Annotated in this window: 16 protein-coding genes; 12 read left to right on the top strand and 4 right to left on the bottom strand. The window is 72.1% G+C overall.

The window, feature by feature from the left end; translation table 11 throughout:
* The first annotated feature begins 104 nt into the window (after positions 1-104).
* A complete protein-coding gene (locus Asi03nite_RS13690; RefSeq protein WP_203679798.1) occupies positions 105-920 on the top strand; it encodes an SDR family oxidoreductase in 816 nt (271 codons plus the stop codon).
* Between the two features lie 114 nt (positions 921-1,034).
* Positions 1,035-1,607, top strand: a complete 573-nt coding sequence (locus Asi03nite_RS13685) for an alpha/beta fold hydrolase (protein WP_203679796.1) — start codon at positions 1,035-1,037, stop codon at positions 1,605-1,607.
* Positions 1,608-1,792: 185 nt separating this feature from the next.
* Here Asi03nite_RS13685 and Asi03nite_RS13680 read toward each other — a convergent pair whose 3' ends face one another.
* Positions 1,793-2,359 (bottom strand): RNA polymerase sigma factor, encoded by a 567-nt coding sequence (locus Asi03nite_RS13680; RefSeq protein WP_203679794.1) that lies wholly within the window; start codon positions 2,357-2,359, stop codon positions 1,793-1,795.
* Between the two features lie 414 nt (positions 2,360-2,773).
* Here Asi03nite_RS13680 and Asi03nite_RS13675 point away from each other — a divergent pair, with 414 nt between their 5' ends.
* On the top strand, positions 2,774-4,981 hold the full coding sequence (locus Asi03nite_RS13675) for an RICIN domain-containing protein (RefSeq protein ID WP_203679792.1): 2,208 nt from the start codon (positions 2,774-2,776) through the stop codon (positions 4,979-4,981).
* 178 nt (positions 4,982-5,159) lie between these two features.
* Positions 5,160-5,660 carry a CAP domain-containing protein gene (locus tag Asi03nite_RS13670; protein WP_203679791.1) on the top strand — a complete coding sequence of 167 codons (501 nt, stop codon included), beginning with the start codon at positions 5,160-5,162 and terminating at the stop codon, positions 5,658-5,660.
* A gap of 3 nt (positions 5,661-5,663) precedes the next feature.
* Here the strand turns inward: Asi03nite_RS13670 and Asi03nite_RS13665 are convergent, their stop codons facing one another.
* Entirely contained in the window at positions 5,664-6,260 is a 597-nt protein-coding gene (locus Asi03nite_RS13665) for a hypothetical protein (RefSeq protein WP_203679790.1), read from the bottom strand.
* Between the two features lie 113 nt (positions 6,261-6,373).
* On the opposite strand from Asi03nite_RS13665, the gene Asi03nite_RS13660 reads away from it, so the two are divergent.
* From Asi03nite_RS13660 to Asi03nite_RS13630, 7 genes are all read left to right on the top strand, one after another.
* The gene (locus Asi03nite_RS13660) at positions 6,374-7,780 is read left to right on the top strand and encodes an MFS transporter (protein ID WP_203679789.1); all 1,407 of its coding nucleotides are present in this window, start codon (positions 6,374-6,376) and stop codon (positions 7,778-7,780) included.
* Positions 7,781-7,803: 23 nt separating this feature from the next.
* Positions 7,804-8,754, top strand: a complete 951-nt coding sequence (locus Asi03nite_RS13655; protein ID WP_203679788.1) for an LLM class flavin-dependent oxidoreductase — start codon at positions 7,804-7,806, stop codon at positions 8,752-8,754.
* Between the two features lie 11 nt (positions 8,755-8,765).
* Complete coding sequence (locus Asi03nite_RS13650) at positions 8,766-10,025, top strand: LLM class flavin-dependent oxidoreductase (RefSeq protein WP_203679787.1); 1,260 nt, start codon at positions 8,766-8,768, stop codon at positions 10,023-10,025.
* 230 nt (positions 10,026-10,255) lie between these two features.
* Complete coding sequence (locus Asi03nite_RS13645; protein ID WP_203679785.1) at positions 10,256-13,366, top strand: hypothetical protein; 3,111 nt, start codon at positions 10,256-10,258, stop codon at positions 13,364-13,366.
* A 216-nt stretch (positions 13,367-13,582) separates the two neighbouring features.
* Positions 13,583-14,071, top strand: coding sequence for a hypothetical protein (locus tag Asi03nite_RS13640; protein ID WP_203679783.1), 489 nt, complete (start codon positions 13,583-13,585; stop codon positions 14,069-14,071).
* Positions 14,068-14,301, top strand: coding sequence for a hypothetical protein (locus Asi03nite_RS13635; protein WP_203679781.1), 234 nt, complete (start codon positions 14,068-14,070; stop codon positions 14,299-14,301). The genes Asi03nite_RS13640 and Asi03nite_RS13635 overlap by 4 nt, the downstream gene beginning before the upstream one ends.
* A gap of 170 nt (positions 14,302-14,471) precedes the next feature.
* Positions 14,472-14,921: a pyridoxamine 5'-phosphate oxidase family protein gene (locus Asi03nite_RS13630; RefSeq protein WP_203679779.1), complete on the top strand. Its 450-nt coding sequence runs from the start codon at positions 14,472-14,474 to the stop codon at positions 14,919-14,921.
* Positions 14,922-15,083: 162 nt separating this feature from the next.
* Here Asi03nite_RS13630 and Asi03nite_RS13625 read toward each other — a convergent pair whose 3' ends face one another.
* Both Asi03nite_RS13625 and Asi03nite_RS13620 read right to left on the bottom strand, forming a co-directional pair.
* On the bottom strand, positions 15,084-16,103 hold the full coding sequence (locus Asi03nite_RS13625; protein ID WP_203679777.1) for a hypothetical protein: 1,020 nt from the start codon (positions 16,101-16,103) through the stop codon (positions 15,084-15,086).
* Positions 16,104-16,491: 388 nt separating this feature from the next.
* Positions 16,492-16,659, bottom strand: coding sequence for a hypothetical protein (locus tag Asi03nite_RS13620; RefSeq protein ID WP_203679773.1), 168 nt, complete (start codon positions 16,657-16,659; stop codon positions 16,492-16,494).
* A gap of 130 nt (positions 16,660-16,789) precedes the next feature.
* Here Asi03nite_RS13620 and ybiA point away from each other — a divergent pair, with 130 nt between their 5' ends.
* Positions 16,790-17,353: a riboflavin biosynthesis intermediates N-glycosidase gene (gene ybiA / locus Asi03nite_RS13615; RefSeq protein ID WP_203679772.1), complete on the top strand. Its 564-nt coding sequence runs from the start codon at positions 16,790-16,792 to the stop codon at positions 17,351-17,353.
* Positions 17,354-17,422: the final 69 nt, after the last annotated feature.

Raw genomic sequence — 17,422 nt, 5'->3', positions numbered from 1 at the left:
GGGCGGTCGCTGGCCGGGCGGTCGCTGGCCGGGCGGTCGCTGGCCGGGCGGTCGCTGGCCGGGCGGTCGCTGGCCGGGCGGTCGCTGGGGCAGACTTGTCGCCCATGTCCATCGACAGGGCGACGAGACTGCTGGTGATCGGCGGTAGTGGGTTCCTCGGGCGCGAGGTGGTGCGGCAGGCGGCGGCAGCCGGTCACCACGTCACGGCGACCGCGCACAGCAAGCCCGGCGGGCGGCGACTCGACATCCGCGACCGGGCCGCGGTCGCACGACTGGTCGGTGAGATCGAACCGGAGGTGATCGTCAACGCGGCATATCAGCAGGCGGACTGGGTGACCACCGCGGAGGGCGCCATGCACGTCGCCGCGGCCGCCGCGCTGGCGCGAGCGCGCCTCGTGCACGTCTCCAGCGACGCGATCTTCTCCGGCGCGGCCGGCTCCTACGACGAGACGGCGGTGCCGGATCCGATCACGCCCTACGGGGCGGCCAAGGCCGCGGCCGAGGTCGCGGTGCGCGGATCGGTGCCGGAGGCGGCCATCGTGCGTACGTCGCTGATCGTCGGCAAGGGGGGATCGCCCACCGAGACGTTCGTCCGCGAGCTCGCCACCGGAACGCGGAGCGGGGCCCTGTTCACCGATGACATCCGCTGCCCGGTCCACGTCGGCGACCTCGCGGCCGCGATCCTGGAACTGACCGCCGAGCCCGGCGTGCACCACGTCGCCGGGTCCGACGCGACCAGCCGCCACGAGCTCGGCGTCCTGATCGCCCGGCGCGCCGGCCTGGACGGGAAAGCCCTGCCCACCGCTCTGCGGGCGGCGAGCGGACTACCCGGCGCCGTCGCCGTACGCCTGGACTGTCGAGCCACCCGGAGCCGCCTGACCACCCGCCTGCGCGGCGCCCGCGAGTTCCTCGCGACCTGACCCGGGAGTCGGCCGGCGTTCGCGGGAAAGGCACGGCGGCGGCGTAACCGGAACTCCCCCGGTCGTCGTTGATCCGGATGTTTCAGCCCCCGCGAAGCTTGGGAAGCCGTAAGCATGTCTCCGCAACCGCCACGCCGCACCACCCATTGCCACGGCACTCCTCGCAACCGGCTCGTCTACGACCGCTGGGGACGATTCGGGCGTCCCGTCGTCCTGCTGCACGGACTGTTCTACGACCGCACGATGTGGTGGCCGGTCGCCGCCGAGCTGGACGGCAGCTGCGCCGCGGTAGCGGTGGACCTGCCCGGGCACGGCGACTCCCCGGCCCGCGACAATCCGTCCGGGTTGGCTCAGGATCTCGCGCTGCTGGTGCGAGGGCTGGACCTGCACCGCGCCCCGGTGCTGGTCGCGCACGGCGGGTCCGCATCGCTCGCGCACACGTTCGCCGAGCGTTACGCCGTACAGGATGTGATCGTGGTGAACGGCAGTCCGGAACCGGACCTGGCTGCCGTGCCCGAGGCCTACCGTCAGTTCGCCGTGCGCCGGGTAGACCCGGCACTGGCGGCGGCCTACCGCGGATGGTCCGCGGCGCCGCGGACGCAGACCGCCGACGGCCCGTTCCCGCACCTGCGCGATCCGGCGGCGTTCGCGCTGCGGGTCCAGGACTCGGTCCGGGCACGAATCTAGAACCGCGCGACAACACCCGAGCCGGGCACGGAATCGGGGACGCAGGACAGGGCCGCGTCCCGGCGCGGCATCAGAAAAGCGCGCCGGGCCCGGTCCGGCCGCAGGATTGTGGATCCGGAGAAGGCAGCGGATCCGGAAGGACCCGGATCCGGAGAAGGCCACGGACCTGGAGAACGGGCGCGGGTCTAGAGACGGGCCCGTTCCTCGTCGCGGAGCAGGCGCCGCAACCGGCCCAGCGCCCGCGCGCGGGTCGGCCCGATCGCTCCGACCGGGATGTCCAGCCGGGCGCTGATCTCGGTGTACCGCGCATCCGGATCTGTCGCCAGCTGCCACAGCAGCCGCCGCTGACGCTCCGGCAGCCGGGCGAGCGCACGTCGCACGCTGGCTGCCTGCTCCGCCCGTAGGAGGCTCGCCTCCGGCGCGTCGCCCGGCTGTGTCAGCCACTCGTCCAGACCGGTCACCGGGCACTCCCGTTCCCGGCCCGCCACCGCCTGCAGGCAGAACCGCCGCATCGTCACGGCCAGCCAGGACCCGACCGCCTCGGGGCACTGCAGCCGGTCGATCCCGTTGACCAGTTGCAGCCACGTGGCCTGCAGCAGATCGCCGGCCTGGTCCGGTGGGATGCGGAACCGCCGGGCGATCGCGCGCAACCGGGGGCCGTACACCTGGACGAGCTCGCGCCAGGCCAGCTCGTCGCCGGCCCGCGCGTCGCGTACCACAGCTGTCAGGTCCTGGACCACCGCCTGCCGCATGTCCGCCACTCCCCCTGCTCGCGTCTCGCTGACCACTGCAGACTGCCGGCGGCCGGGGCCGCGTCGCGCCGGGGAAATCCCCTGTGTCATGCCCGCGGGGGAACCCGAGCACGGAATCCGGGCATGATTCACGGGATCCGCCCGGATCCCGCGCCGCGCCCGTCGATCGGGCGTCGACTGATGCTGACGGCCGGGCCAGCCGCGCGACGCCCCTCCAGGACCGGCTGCGCGACGTTCACCCCGAACCCGGCTGCCGGACCGGGACGGCTCGGTCGAAGACGGGGCTACCTGCACCCGATGTAACAAATTGACGTGTTGCGGAACCATTAAAGGAACCTTAAAGAACCTTGAGGGCCTGATGACATAGGCGAATGCTGGGCGCCTCTCCCCCGATTTCCCCATGAAGGGCCCGAGATGTCCGATCCTACGCATCGCCGCCCGTGGCGGCGGCCCCGGTGGTTCGCCGCCGGGACGATCACGCTGGTCGTCGCCGGTCTCGGCGTGGCCGGAGTGACCGAGGCGCTGGCCGCCAGCACCGGCACCATCGTCAGCTCGGCGAACGGCAAGTGCCTCGACGTCACCGACGGCAGCACCGCGAACGGCAACCAGCCGCAGATGTGGACCTGCGCGAGCGGGCCCAACCAGAGCTGGACGCTCGCCGACAACGGGCAGGTCCAAGGGCTGGGCAAGTGCCTCGACGTCGCGAACAACGCGACAGCCAACGGCGCGGTCGTGCACCTCTGGGACTGCTACGACTCGGTGGCCAGCCAGAAGTGGACCTACAACGCGTCGTCGCACGACCTGGTCAACACCGCGGCGAACAAGTGCCTCGACATCAAGGACAACAATCTGGCCAACGGGGCCAAGCTGCAGCTCTGGGACTGCTCCGGCGCCGCCAACCAGAAGTGGACGTTCTCCGGCGGCCCGGTCACGCCGACGAGCCCGCCCACCACGGTGCCGACCAACCCGAACAACCCGGACCTCGGCCCGAACGTCACCGTCTTCGACCCGTCGATGTCCGCGTCGACCATCCAGTCCAAGGTGAACTCGGTCTTCAACTCGCAGGTCAGCAACCAGTTCGGCAACGCCCGGTACGCGCTGCTGTTCAAGCCGGGCACGTACTCCAACGACGTCAACGTCGGCTTCTTCACCCAGGTCGCCGGTCTCGGCCTGACCCCGGACCAGGTGAACATCAACGGTCACGTGCACGTCGAGGCGGACTGGTGGCCGGACGGCTCGCAGAACGCCACCCAGAACTTCTGGCGCTCGGCGGAGGGCCTGTCGGTCACCCCGGCCGACGGTCTCGACCGCTGGGCGGTGTCGCAGGCCGCCCCGTACCGCCGCATGCACGTACGCGGGAATCTCGCTCTCTCCGACGGCGGCTGGTCGTCCGGCGGCTTCATCGCCGACTCCAAGATCGACGGGCAGATCCAGTCGGGTTCGCAGCAGCAGTTCCTGACCCGCAACTCGGCGATGGGCAGCTGGAACGGCTCGAACTGGAACCAGGTCTTCGTCGGCTCGACCGGCGCGCCGGCGCAGAGCTTCCCCACGCCGCCGTACACCACTGTCGGCTCGTCGCCGACGATTGCGGAAAAGCCTTACCTGTACGTCGACAGCGCCGGCGCCTACCAGGTCTTCGTCCCCGCGCTGCGGAACAACGCGGCCGGCACGACGTGGGCGTCCGGCACGCCGGCCGGCTCGTCGCTGCCGATCAGCAGCTTCTACGTGGTGAAGTCCGGTGATACCGCGGCGACCATCAACGCGGCCCTGGCGGCCGGCAAGAACCTGCTGGTCACCCCGGGCGTCTACCACCTCAACCAGACGCTGAACGTGACCCGCGCGAACACCGTCGTGCTGGGCCTGGGCCTGGCCACCTTCGTCCCGGACGGCGGCATCGACGCGGTGCACGTCGCCGACGTCGACGGCGTGCGGATCGCCGGCCTGCTGCTCGACGCCGGCACCACCAACTCGAACATCCTGCTGCAGGTCGGCCCGGCCGGCTCGACCGCGTCGCACGCCGCCAACCCGACGGTGCTCTCCGACGTGTTCGTCCGGATCGGCGGCTCGATCGCCGGCAAGGCCACGGTCAGCGTCCAGATCAACAGCAACAACGTGATCGGTGACCACGCCTGGATCTGGCGCGCCGACCACGGCAACGGCGGCACTGTCGGCTGGAACGTCAACACCGCCCGCAACGGCCTGGTCGTCAACGGCAACAACGTCACGTTCTACGGCCTGTTCGTCGAGCACTACCAGCAGTACCAGACGATCTGGAACGGCAACGGCGGGCGGACCTACTTCTACCAGAACGAGATGCCGTACGACCCGCCGAACCAGGCCGCGTACATGAACGGCTCGACGCAGGGGTGGGCGGCGTACAAGGTCGCCGACTCGGTCACCAGCCACGAGGCGTGGGGCCTGGGCAGCTACGCCTACTTCAACGTGAACCCGTCGGTGGTCAACGCGCGGGCCTTCGAGGTCCCGGTGACCAGCGGCGTCAAGTTCCACGACATGGTGACCGTGTCGCTGGGCGGCACCGGCACGATCAGCCACGTCATCAACAACACCGGCGCGGCCGTGAACAGCAGCCACCAGGTCACCAACCTGGTCAGCGGTCCGTGACCGCCGGTGCCCGGGAGCACACGAGCCCCGCGCTCCCGGGCACCGGCACCGGCGACGCCGGCAACCGAACGGCGACCGGAGGGCCACCGACCTGCCATCACCGGCCACCCGAGCCCGACGAAGAGAACGGTGACACCGGCGGACCCGCCGGGCCACGTACTCCGAAAGGGTTTGGATCTTGCGCTCTCTCCTCCGCCGCTTCGCCCTGGCCGCCCTCGTCGTCCCGGCCGCGGCCGGCGTCGTGACGACCGCGTCCTCGGCCGAGGCCGCGCCGGTCAGGGCCGAGGTCAAAGCCTCCGAGCAGGCCTTGCAGGCCGACCTCGTCCGCCTCACCAACGAGCAGCGCGCTCAGCACGGCTGCCCGGCCCTGAGCGTCGACGCCCGGCTGACCGAGGCCGCCCGCGGTCACAGCGCGTGGATGGCCCGGACCGGCTCGTTCTCGCACACCGGCGACGGCGGCTCCACCTTCGTGGCCCGCGTCAAGGCCGCCGGCTACCGGTCGCCGTCCGCCGAGAACATCGCCTGGGGCTACCGCAGCGCCGCCGAGGTCATGAACGCCTGGATGCACAGCGCCGGGCACCGGTCCAACATCCTGAACTGCCAGTCGACCACGGTCGGCGTGGGCGCGGTCCACGCGGCGAACGGCGCCCCGTACTACACCCAGGACTTCGGTTACTGACCGTCAGAAGAGCTCGCCGAGGTTGGCGAGCGTGAACAGGTGGTCCTCGATCGTCTCGCTCGCGGGTGGGGCCGTGACCCGCACGGCCACCCCGTAGTCCGAGTAGCTGACGACCATGGCCGGGTCCCGCACGGTGACCCGGCTGAACCGCCCGTCCACGTCCAGGTCCACGGTGGCCGCGGCGCGGGCGGGCGCCCACGGGAAGTCCTCGCCGAAGGCCGGGGCATCGCCGGCCGGCACTGCCACGTGGACCCACCTGCCCAGGTCGGCGGCGTACTGCCCGGGGTAACCGCTGTGCGCCGGCTCCGCGCTCAGCTTGACGTACACGTCCGGGCCGAGGCGGCGGACGACGTACCCCCTGCCTGTCATCTCCCAGTTCCCGGTGGCCTGGTCGATCACGCCGGAGACCTTCTCGTCGCCGGTCACCACGGTGAAGCGGGCCGATTCCTGGCCCAGCCGGGCGGCCGCCCGCGCGAGATCGGGCGACGGCTGGACGACCCCCGGCGACGGCGGCACTTGCCGGGCGCCGCAGCCGGCCGGCGTCAGCCCGCCGGCCAGCAGCACGCCCGCGATGACGAACCGCCGTATGTGATCATGCACGGCGGCCACTATAGAAGATCAGAAATAGGCCACCGGCCGGCGGTCGTCAGCATCCGGCCGGCGTGACCACTATCTCTACATCACCTACCGAATTGATGGCATACGGTGAGGCGGTGCCCAACCGGTCCGGCCCGCCGCTGCTCGTCTGCCTCTGCGCCGCTTTCACCACGCTCCTCGACCAGTCCAGCCTGACCACGGCGATCCCCGCGCTGCGCGAGTCGCTCGGCGCCGGCCCGGCCACCCTGCAGTGGATCATCGCGGGGTACTCGCTCGCGTTCGGCCTGGCGCTCGTGCCGGCCGGGCGGCTCGGCGACGCGCACGGGCGCAAGTGGCTGTTCGCCGGCGGCGTCGCGCTGTTCACCGTGGCCGCCGTCGTCGCGGGGACGGCGACCGAGCCGTGGGTGGTCGCGGTGGCCCGACTGGCGCAGGGCGCCGGCGCGGGCACGGTCAATCCGCAGGTGTACGGCATCATCCAGGACCTCTGGACCGGACCGGAGCGCACCCGGGCGCTCGGCGCCTACGCCACGGTGGGCGGCATCGCCGGCATCGTCGGGCCGCCACTGGGCGGACTGGTGCTCGACACCGCCGGGAACGACCTGGGCTGGCGGCTGGTGCTGCTGCTCAACGTGCCGTTCGGGCTCGTCACCGTACCCCTGGCGATTCTCCTGCTGCCGGACCACCGCCGGCCGGTCGCCGGGCGCACCACCCTCGACCTGCCCGGCCTGTCCCTGCTCGGGCTGATCACTCTCGGACTGCTGCTGCCGTTCGTCCTGCCCGCCGGCCAAGGGCCCCCGGCCTTCCTGTGGATCCTCGCGGCGCTGGCCGCGGCCGCCGCGCTGGCCGGCTGGGAGGTCCGCTACGCGCGGTCCGGGCGCATCCCGGTGCTGATCCCGGCGCTGCTCGGCAACCGCGGCTTCCGCCTCGGCACCCTGACCGCGATGTTCCAGTTCGGCGCGTCGCTGTCGACCACGCTGGTGCTGGTGCTGTACCTGCAGGACGGTCTCGGCTGGCCGCCGCTGCGCACCGCGCTCGTCACGCTGCCCAGCGCGCTCGGGTTCGCGATCTCGTCGTCGCAGAGCTGGCGCCTGGTCAGCCGGTACGGCCGGCCGAGCGTAGTGGCCGCCCTCGGCGCGTCGTCGCTGGCCATCGCCACCACGATCGTCGTGCTGCACACCACCTCCGGCGCCGCCCTCGGCGCCGGGATCACACTCACCCAGCTGGCCATGGGCATCGCCGGCGGGCTGATCATCTCCCCGAACCAGGCGCTGACCCTGGCCCACGCGCCGGCCGCGGTGGCCGGGCTGGCCGGCGCGTTCCTGCAGGTGTCCCAGCGCATCTCGGCGACCCTGGCAACGGCCGCGGTGACCGGCATCCTGGTCGGCGCGCTCGGGCCGGCCGCCGCCTCCCGGGGGCTGACGATCTGCCTGGTCATGATGATCCTGTCGGCCACCTGCGCGGCCCTCGACATCCGCACCGGTGTGACACGGGCAACCCCGGCAGATACCCTATCTAAGCTATAGGCTTTCCAGGAAAGGGAGGTCTGATGAGCCAACCACTACCCCACCTCGCGCTGGAGATCGGTGCCGTGCCGGCCGGCGCGGGCCTGGTGGCCGACGCCGAGGCGGCCGGATTCGCCCTGGTCACCATCGCGGACTCGCCGCTGGCCACCGGCCGGATCGAGGCCGGCGTCCGGGCCGCCCACCTCGCCCGGCGCACCACGCGGATCGGTCTCGCGCCGAACCTGCACGTCACCGTCACCGAGCCGTTCCACCTGGCCACGCAGGTGGCCTCGCTGGACCACGCGTCGCTCGGCCGCGGCGCCTGGGTGGTCGGCGCGGAGAGCAGCCCCGCGGCGTACGCCACGGTCGGCATTCCGCCGCTGGCCGGTCCGGACCTGCGACAGGAGATCGCCGACGTGATCGACGTGGCGCGGCGGCTGTGGGACTCGTGGGAGGACGACGCGGTCATCCGGGACCGCGCCACCGGCCGCTTCCTGGACGCCGACAAGGTGCACCACGTGAACTTCACCGGCGCGCGGTTCTCCGTGGTCGGGCCGCTGATCACGCCACGGCCGCCGCAGGGGCAGCCGGTAGTGCTGGGCGCGGACGACCTGGGCGTCACCGGCCGGCTCGACGTGGTCCTGGTCGCGGCGACCACCATCGACGAGGTCGCCGACCGGGCGCGGCGCGCGCGGGCCGACGGGGCGCCGCTGGTCTTCGCCGACGTCGCGGTAGGGGCCGGCGGCCCGGCCGACACGTGGGGCGGCCTTCCGGAGACGCCCGGCGGCCTGTCCGCCGGGACGCCCGGCGACCTGCGGGAGCTGGTCGAGACGCTGGGCCCGATCGTCGACGGCGTCCGCCTGCGCCTGGCCGACCCGGTCGCCGACCTGCCCCGGATCGCCGCCGTGCTGGGCCGCGCGCCGGTGACCGGGCCGACCCTGCGGGACACGCTCGGGCTGCCGCGCCCCGCCAACCAGTTCGCCACCGCCGCGTAAGGGAGCCAGCCGTGTCACCTCAACTGCATCTGGGTGTGTTCTTCACAGGCGTCGGGCCGCAACTGATCTGGACCGATCCGGCGTTCGCCACGCACACCCACATCGACGCGTTCGTCCGCACGGCACAGACCCTGGAACGCGGGCTGTTCGACGCGTTCTTCCTGGGCGAGGGACTTCGCGTACGGGAAAATCGCGGACGCGTCCACGAGCTGGACGTCGCCGGGCGGCCGGACGCCATCACCCAGCTCGCGGCGCTGGCCGCGGAGACCTCACGGATCGGGCTGGTCGCCACCCAGAACACCACCTACAACTTCCCGGCCGATCTGGCCCGGCGCCTGGCCGGCCTGGACGCCGTCTCCGGCGGCCGTGCCGGGTGGAACATCGTCACCACCGACAACGCCTGGACCGGAGAGAACTTCCGGTACGGCGGGTGGCTGCCGCACGAGCGCCGCTACGAGCGCGCCAACGCGTTCGTCGAGACGGCGAAGGCGCTGTGGCAGGGGCAGCCGGTGGATCGCCACGACGACCTGATCGACGTGACCGCCGGCCCCACCGTGCCGGCTCGCCCGGTCCTGTTCCAGGCCGGCGACTCGGCCGGCGGCCGGGACCTGGCCGCCCGCCACGCCGACGTGGTGTTCTCCGCGAACACCGACTACGACAAGGCCGTCGCCTACGCGGTGGACCTGCGCAAGCGCCTCGCCGGTCACGGCCGCTCGGCGGACTCGCTGCGGATCCTGCCGGGCGCGGCGGTGGTCCTCGGCGACACCCCGGCCGAGGCCGCCGAGAAGGCCCGCTACATCCAGCGGGAACAGGTGACCGGGCCGCGGGCGATCGCCTTCCTGGAGCAATATTGGGGCAAGGACCTCTCCGGGTACGACCCGGACGGCCCCCTGCCCGACATCGAGCCGGCCGAGGGCGAGCTCGACCCGTCCCGCGGCACGATCTCGATCGAGCACCGCACCGGCAAGGCGGAGCGGATCGCCGGGTGGCGCCGGCTCGCCGCCGAGCGTGGTCTCTCCATCCGCGACCTGGTCATCGAGGTGACGCCGCAGCACAACACGTTCGTCGGCACGCCGGCACAGATCGCCGACGAGTGGTCCCGGTACCTCGCCGACCGCGCGGTGGACGGCTTCAACATCCTTCCCCAGCTCGTGCCCGGCACGGTCGAGGACATCGTGGACAAGCTGGTCCCGGAGTTGCAGTCGCGGGGCATCTACCGGACCGAGTACACCGGCACCACCCTCCGCGAACACCTCGACCTCCCCGCCTGAGCGGCCCCGGCCGGTCCCCCAGGGGTACCTCCGGCGCCCCGGGAGACCTGCCACCGCCGGCCGGGGCCCGGCGGGGCCCTCAGCGGTGCCGCAAGCACCGCGAGACACCTCTGGGGATCAGCCGCACCACCGGCGCCGGGGTCAGCCGATCGGGGTAAAGCGGGCCCGCCGTCTTGAGTGGATCTCGGCACGGACCGACGCTGTGACGCGATGGTCGCGGAGTTTGTTCGGTGACGCGGGTGCTCCGCGAGCCCAGCCAGATCGCTGTGGCCAGGATCCTGCGCGAGCGCGACGGGCGGCCCGTCGGCGCGGCCGTGCTGGTCGGCGCGCGGCACGTGGTCACCGCCGGGCACAACGCCGAGTTCGCGCTGGAGCGCGCGCCCGCCGTCGGCGACCTGGTCCGCGTCGACTTCCCGCTGGTGGCGCCCGGGGACGTGCGGCTCGCCGAGGTGCGCCGCTACCTCGGGCAGCGACCGCAACAGGCCGGTGACCTGTGTGGACTCGTGCTCACCGGGGACCCGCCGGCCGGGGTGCGCCCCGCGCCGGTGGTGCCGGACAACCCGCCGGCCGGGACCGAGTTCCGGCTGTTCGGCGTGCCGGAGAACCGGGAGGCCGGTTTCTGGCTGGAGACCGTCTCGCAGGGCATGACCGCCGGCGGGCTGCTCCAGATGCAGGTGGTGCCGCACGCCCGGACCGGGGAGCGGGCCGGGTACAGCGGTGGGCCGCTGTGGGCGCCCGCGCACCGGGCGGTGTGCGGGATCGTGCTCAGCGCCGAGGAGGGACTGGACTGGCGTACGGCGTACGCGCTCCCGTTCGGCGAGATCCACCGGATGTGGCCGGAGCTGCGGGCCGCGTGCCGGCCCCCGCAGCCGTACCGCGGGCTGCACTGTTTCGACGAGGCCGACCGCGAGCCGCCCGTCCTGCCCGGTCACCGTGACCAGGCGCTCGCCGGCGAGCCGTTGCGCCACCGGCCAGTACCCCGCCGGCAGGTTGGCCACGGGCACGGTGGCCCTGGTGTCCTGCACGCGCTGCCGCGCGGCGCGCCGTTGCGGGCCGCGCACGGCTGGCTGGTGCGGCGACCGGACGATCTCTCCGCGGCCGAGCAGGAGTTCATCCGCACCGGGTTCGCCCGGGAGCAGCGCCGGCGCCGGGCCCGACGGACCCTGGTGGCGCTGGTGTCGGTGGTGGCGCTGCTGGTCGCGACGGCCGGGACGGTGCTCTACCCGGTGGCCCGGGACCGGCTCGCGGACGGTCTGCGCCGCACCGCCGACGGGATCGGACGAGCGGACGAGGGCCTGCGTACGATCCTGGACCTCGCCGCCGCGCGGATGCGGGGCCGCCTCGACACGGTCCGGCCGGTCCTCGACGACCTGCTGGACAACACCGGCACGGTGGCGTTGCTGCCGGTCACCGGGGCGGTCGCCGAGCTGGCCGTCGCGGGGGACCGGGTGCTGATCCGGGACCGGGCCGGGCGGCTCACCGGGTGGCGGATCGGCGCGGGCCGGCCGCGTCGGGTGATCAGCGAGAGCAACGTGTCAGCGCTGGCCGCGGGCCCCGCCCTGGTGGCGACCGGGGACGTCACCGGCCGGATCACCGTGCGGGACGCGGCCTCCTGGGCGGTGCTCCGGGAGTTCGCCGGGCCGCCCAGCTCGGACAGTGAGGGCAGCGCCGTGCACGCGCTCGCCTTCGACGTCACCGGCGCCCGGATCGCGGCGGTCGCCGCGACCTCGCGCCGGGTCCGCGTCTACGACCTGGGCGGCGGCAGGACGTGGGACCGGACCCTGGGCGACCGGATGATGGTCGAGCGCCTCGGCTTCACCCCGGGTGGCGCGGTCGTCGCGGCCCGCTCGGCGTCCGCCGAGTTCTCGCTGAGCTTGCCGCCGGTGGTGTGGAACCCGGTGACCGCGCGGGTGACCCGGGTGCGGGCCGTCGGCCCACCCGGCCACCTGGCCTTCGGCACGCCGACGCTGATCGCCGGGTGCCGGCGCGACCAGCTGGTCCTCAGCGACCCGGAGACCGGGCGTCCGGTGTCGCCGGCCGTCCGGCGCGGGTGCGGCGCCCGGGTGGCGGCGGTCGGCGGGCCCCGCGTGGTGGCCCTCGAGGAGGTCGCCGGTGAGCAGGTCGGGACGGCGTTCCCCACGGTGCCGCGGATCCTGGCGTTCGACGGGCAGCGGCTGGCGGCGGCGGTGCCGGGGCGGCCACGGCCGGACGGCCCGTACGCCGTCGGGCCGGGTTCCCGGTACCTGATCGCCGCCTCGGCCGACGGGGTGGTCCGGGTGATCCGCCCGCCGGCCCGTCCGCCGGTCACCGTCGCCCCGATCGCGTTCGCGCGCTTCCTGCCGGACGGGTCGCTGATCGCCCTGCACGACGACAACCTGCTGGAACTGCTCGATCGGGACGGATCGCCGCGGGCGAGCGTGCGCGTGGACTCCACCGGCACTCCCGGCGACCACGGGACGGTGGCCCTGGCGCCGGACGGGTCGTTCCTCGCCGTGCTGTCCCGGCCCGGCGGCGGCACCGCCTATCAGGTGAACCGCTACGAGCTGCCGGCGCTGCGGCGTTCCGGGCGGGCGTGGGTGACCGTCCCGGTCGACGCGCTCGGGGCGGAGTCGGCGGTCACCGTGCTCGGGGACGGGCGGATCGTCGTACGGTCGAACGACGATCTTCTGATCTATCCGGCGGACCCGGCCGCGGCGCCGCCGCGCCGGATCACGCTGACCCCCGCCGAGGGCGGCGGCCGGACCGGGACCACGCTGGTCGCGGCCCGCCCGGGCGGCAGCGAGGTGGCGGTCGCGGCGGCGGACGGCTCCGGGTTCCAGCTGGTCGATGTCGACAAGGCCGATATGGGTACGACCTGGGGACCGCTGCCCGGCGGTCCCACCCGCCTGATCCTGTTCCCGGACGCCGAGCACGCCGTGGTGGTCGGCGAGGGCGGCACCGACGCGATAGACATGCGCCGGCGGATCCTGGAGCGGTCGCCGCCCACCGCGCCGGCCGAGGCGACCGGCGCGGTCGGCCACTACACCACGCGCCCGCTGTCCAACGAGGACGCCGGCTCGGTGGTGGGCTGGCCTGCGGTTCTGCGGAAGTGGGGCCTGCCGCGGAACCTCGACCGGTTGTGGCCGGACGACATGAGTGCCCGGGTGCCCGGCGAGGGGCGGCGGTTGCTGCTCTCGCCCGACCGGGAGCGGTTCGCGGTGGTGCGCAACGGCGCCGTCGAGGTGTTCCCCACGTCGTTCGACGGCTGGCGGTCGCGGCTGTGCGAAATCTCGGCGCCGATGCAGGACGGGGCACGGGACCGGATGGGTCCCGCGCCGTGGATGGTGGATCCGTGCCCATGAGGGAGTGCGTGACGCGATGCCTGTTGCGGTCGTGCTGGTGCTGGCCGGCTGCGGTTCCCCGGAGCGGGGGCCCGCGTGTTCCCCAGTACGGACAGCGCCGAGGCGCCGTTAGCGTCTGCTCCGTACGGTGGAGCGCATTACCTGGGACAGGGGGTGCCTTGTCGGCCCGTCATGCAGGTACGTATGCGCTGAATATCGGTTCAGGAAGGAGGATGGATGCGGCACCGTAAACGGATGGGTGATGAACCGAGCACGGTGCGTGCGAGGGTGCGCCACCAGCCGGACCGTTCCTACGTCGTGCTGATCGACGGGCCTGCTGGCGAGGTGGAAGTCGGTCGTACCGGCAAGACCCGCGACGTACTGTCCATGGCGCGCGTAGGCGCAGCCCGAACGTTCGGCGTGCCGGTGGAGGAGTTCGGCTCCGGCGACATCGCTCTCACATTTCCGCGGCCGCCTTACGGGAGAGACGGGCAGTGGGTGCGCATCATCGCGGCGGAAAACCCCGATGACCCTTCCGAGGCCGTGGAGGTTGGGCTGCTGGGAAAAGCGTACTGGTTCGACCAGGAGGCGGCGTGGTTCGTCACGGTCACCGGCATGGGCACCGGGGTTCATCCCAGCGAGCATCTTGACTTCGCCCCGACGGTGACCGACGAAGAGGTCGCGGCGTTTGCCATCTACATCGCCAACGCTGATCCGACTACATGACCGGTCCGCAACGGGGCGCTGTCTCCGGCGGATCCGCGCGCGCCGTTGGGGTGCCCGCCGCCACTTGGCGTATCGGTATTCGCGGCATCGTCGTCCGCGAGATTTCCGAAGACGACCTCCAGAGGCCCGCCACGCTGATCGTTTCGACTGCCGCTGACGGCATATCCGCGGAGGACGGCATTGATCAGTTCACCGTGACCCGGGAATCCGTGCGGCGCTTTACGCCCTGAACTTGTCGACGACACCCTCGTGTCCCGCCTGCCCATTTGCCGCCGATCGGGTGTTGCTCGTGTCGGAGGCCGGCCAGGGCCGCAGACGTCCGGTCGTGCCGATGAGCGGATGTTCGCTGGACCGGCTCAGGGGCATGCTCGAGCGAGCGGTTGTTGGAAGAATCAGCGGCATGGCGACTTGGGATGCGTTCGAGCAAGAGGCAAGCGACCTCGCCGCGGCGATCCGGAAGCGGTTCGAGGCAGCAAAGACGCACGTCCTGGCGACGTTGCGTAAGGACGGTTCACCACGGGTCAGCGGCTCCGAAGTCGACTTCCGCGGTCCGTATCTGTCCTTGGGTTCCATGCTCGACGCCCGCAAGGCGAAGGACCTGCAGCGGGACGGCCGGTGCGCGATCCATGCGCATCCCTATGAAGGCGGCGACGCCAAAGTGACTGGCGTCGCCGTTGAGGTCCGGGGTCCGGAGAAGGCCACCTACACCACGGGAGGCGAGCCAGCAGGCGACTTTCACGCGTTCCGGCTCGATCTCACCGAAGCAGTGCTCACCGCGGTCGAAGGCGACGAGCTGGTCGTCACACGGTGGAGGCAGGGAGAGGGCGTAAAGGTGTTCCGCCGCAAATAACCGAGCGGTGGACGCGGCGCACCGGCCTGGAATGGGCGCACCGGCTCAGCACAGAGCACGCCGACTGGCCAGTCGCGACCTCCGCCACGACGCACCGTATGCCCTACGCCTGCTGGCTGGGGCACCGCGGCGGCGCCGGGACCGACCCGGCGCCGGCTGCGGTCAGCGCCAGACGACCGGGAGCGAGTGGTACGTCGGGCTGACGTATGTCGCGTTGCCCACCACGGCGCCGGAGTCGTTGATGTCACCGGCGTGCGAGCCGGAGCTGCCGTTCGGCAGCGGCAGTTGCTGCGGCGCTGACCCGGGAGTGCTCCAGATGACCGCTCGATCGGCGTTGCCGTTGGTGCCTGCGACGACGTCGTACCGGTTGATCGAGGTTGGCGTGACGGACTCGTCAGCCGGTGCGGCAAGCGGAATCTTCGTGGTGCCGTTCCAGAAGAACGGCGTCGCCCAGCCGCTCGCGTCATCGGCCGTGCCGACCACGTGACCCGGCGCGTTGATGGCGCTGCCGATACTGCCCGACCCGCCGAAGGTGCCGAGCGTGGTCACCGTGCCGTCCCGCCACACGTAGGCCTGGTGGTTGGGGAACTCGGGGTGTCCGAAATCCTGGAACGCATAAGTGCCGACCACCGCACCGGAGTCGTTGACGCCGTCGGCGGTGGCACCCGGCGGCACGTCGATGTCAATCGCCACACCGTTGTGCAACACGAAGGCACGGCGTCCGTTGAACGAGTCGAAGGCGAGACGGGTGCCGACGATGACGCCGTTGCTGGTGCTGCGGGCGTCGGTATCCAAGCCGCCGAACAGGCCCAGGTCGGTGATCTTTCCGGCCGACCAGCTGACGGCGTGGTTGTAGCCGGCCGCGTCCTGACTGCTGCCCACGATCCGGCCGTCGGCGTCGATGTCCCAGGCCTGACTGTTCCGGCCGCCAAGGGTGCCGAGGTCCCGGATTTGCCCGCCGGACCAGGAGACCGCGTGCCAGTCGCCGGACGCGAGCTTGCTCGATCCAACGACGACGCCATCGTTGTTGATCGCGTTGGCGTACCCCGCGCCGCCGGCGAGCGTCGGTAGGGCGGTGGCCCTCTTCGGCCGCGCGCTGGCGCTCGCCGCGGCCGGCATCGCCACCAGCGAAACCAGTAATGATAGTCCGACGCATGCCGCCAAGCTTGATCGATGTCGCATGTTCGCTCCCCGTTGATGTGTCACTTGCCGTGATCTATCTTCTCCGGCCAGAGCGCGAAATGGTCTAACGGAAGTCTTACGGAGCCGGGTGCGCGAGCAGAAAGTCGTACGCGCGTGCCGACACCACCGACCCTTCGAGGTCTTGCGGCAGATCGTGCGCCCGTTGGTCGCGAGGAGACCGGGACAGCTGATGAGATGACGTACCCGCTGTGGCGTGGTGAGCGCTTGGCTATCAGATCGCTGGCGTCTCCTCCGTGCTGCTACCAGGCAGTTTCGTCTGCCGCGATCCGCGGCGTTGATCCGCATGGCGGCACACCGAGTCGGCGTCTCCGGGGATCTGGCCGACGGTGCGCTCTTGCCGACCAGAGTGCTTCGGCGCCGATGCTGATCACTGATGAGCCAGGATCATTCTGATGTCCCAGAGATGGTGATAAGCGTCGTGGCAGTTGTTGCGGGCGACATCCGCGGCTCGTTGCACTCCCCTGGTCACGTGGTGCAGCTCTGCCTGCTCGCCTGACCTGGCCGCCGCGATCAGCGACACCGACGTGCGGCTCATGCTGTGCGGACCCTTTCCCCTCCAATTGTTCGGCTCACTCACCGGCGTGCCGGTCTGGGTGACACCAGGTGTGGTCACCGGCCCGAAATTGTGGGGCGCGGACGGGCCGCGATGCAGCAGACTCGCGGGTATGTCCGAGGAGCCGCGCACTGTCGCCGAGCTGATCGCGTTGACCGCTTCCGGTCAGCCGGTGAAGTATGTCTGGTTCTGGGGTCACACCCCGTCCCGTGGTGGTGGCGTGAGCGCGTCGTGCCTGAGCCAGTGGTCGCCGGAGAGTTTCACCGTCGACGGGATCCGGTTCGCGACGGCCGAGCACTACATGATGTGGCGCAAGGCGACGCTGTTCGCAGACCTGCCGTCCGCGGAGCGGATCCTGGCCGCCGGCCATCCCCGGGACGCCAAGACCCTCGGCGGCCGGGTGACCCCGTTCGACGAGCAGACCTGGGCCGATCGCCGCTTCGAGATCGTCGTCGCCGGCAACGAGGCCAAGTTCCGGCAGAATCCGCAGTTGGGCGCGTTCCTGGCCGGCACGGGCCACCGGGTGCTGGTGGAGGCCAGCCCGACGGACCGGATCTGGGGTATCGGGCTGACCCGCGACGATCCCCGCGCGGCGGATCCGGCCCGGTGGCGCGGCTCGAACCTGCTCGGGTTCGCGCTGATGGAGGTCCGCGCCCGGCTGCTGGCCGCGGGCTGACACCAGCCTTCCGCCGCCGAACTCGAGGGCCGCCCCGCCAACCCCCGGCCGGGACAACCCCGCCGGACG

The sequence above is a fragment of the Actinoplanes siamensis genome, assembly GCF_016862395.1.
Classification (GTDB): Bacteria; Actinomycetota; Actinomycetes; order Mycobacteriales; family Micromonosporaceae; genus Actinoplanes; species Actinoplanes siamensis.
The sequence above is the reverse complement of the archived record's forward strand: the minus strand, read 5'-3'. Positions and strand labels throughout refer to the sequence as shown.

Coding starts and splice junctions, on each gene's coding strand:
- Asi03nite_RS13630 (WP_203679779.1), top strand. CDS start 14,472: ATGGCGACTTGGGATGCGTTCGAGCAAGAGGCAAGCGACCTCGCCGCG.
- ybiA (WP_203679772.1), top strand. CDS start 16,790: ATGTCCGAGGAGCCGCGCACTGTCGCCGAGCTGATCGCGTTGACCGCT.
- Asi03nite_RS13685 (WP_203679796.1), top strand. CDS start 1,035: ATGTCTCCGCAACCGCCACGCCGCACCACCCATTGCCACGGCACTCCT.
- Asi03nite_RS13655 (WP_203679788.1), top strand. CDS start 7,804: ATGAGCCAACCACTACCCCACCTCGCGCTGGAGATCGGTGCCGTGCCG.
- Asi03nite_RS13635 (WP_203679781.1), top strand. CDS start 14,068: ATGACCGGTCCGCAACGGGGCGCTGTCTCCGGCGGATCCGCGCGCGCC.
- Asi03nite_RS13690 (WP_203679798.1), top strand. CDS start 105: ATGTCCATCGACAGGGCGACGAGACTGCTGGTGATCGGCGGTAGTGGG.
- Asi03nite_RS13625 (WP_203679777.1), bottom strand. CDS start 16,103: ATGCGACATCGATCAAGCTTGGCGGCATGCGTCGGACTATCATTACTG.
- Asi03nite_RS13680 (WP_203679794.1), bottom strand. CDS start 2,359: ATGCGGCAGGCGGTGGTCCAGGACCTGACAGCTGTGGTACGCGACGCG.
- Asi03nite_RS13640 (WP_203679783.1), top strand. CDS start 13,583: ATGCGGCACCGTAAACGGATGGGTGATGAACCGAGCACGGTGCGTGCG.
- Asi03nite_RS13675 (WP_203679792.1), top strand. CDS start 2,774: ATGTCCGATCCTACGCATCGCCGCCCGTGGCGGCGGCCCCGGTGGTTC.
- Asi03nite_RS13620 (WP_203679773.1), bottom strand. CDS start 16,659: ATGAGCCGCACGTCGGTGTCGCTGATCGCGGCGGCCAGGTCAGGCGAG.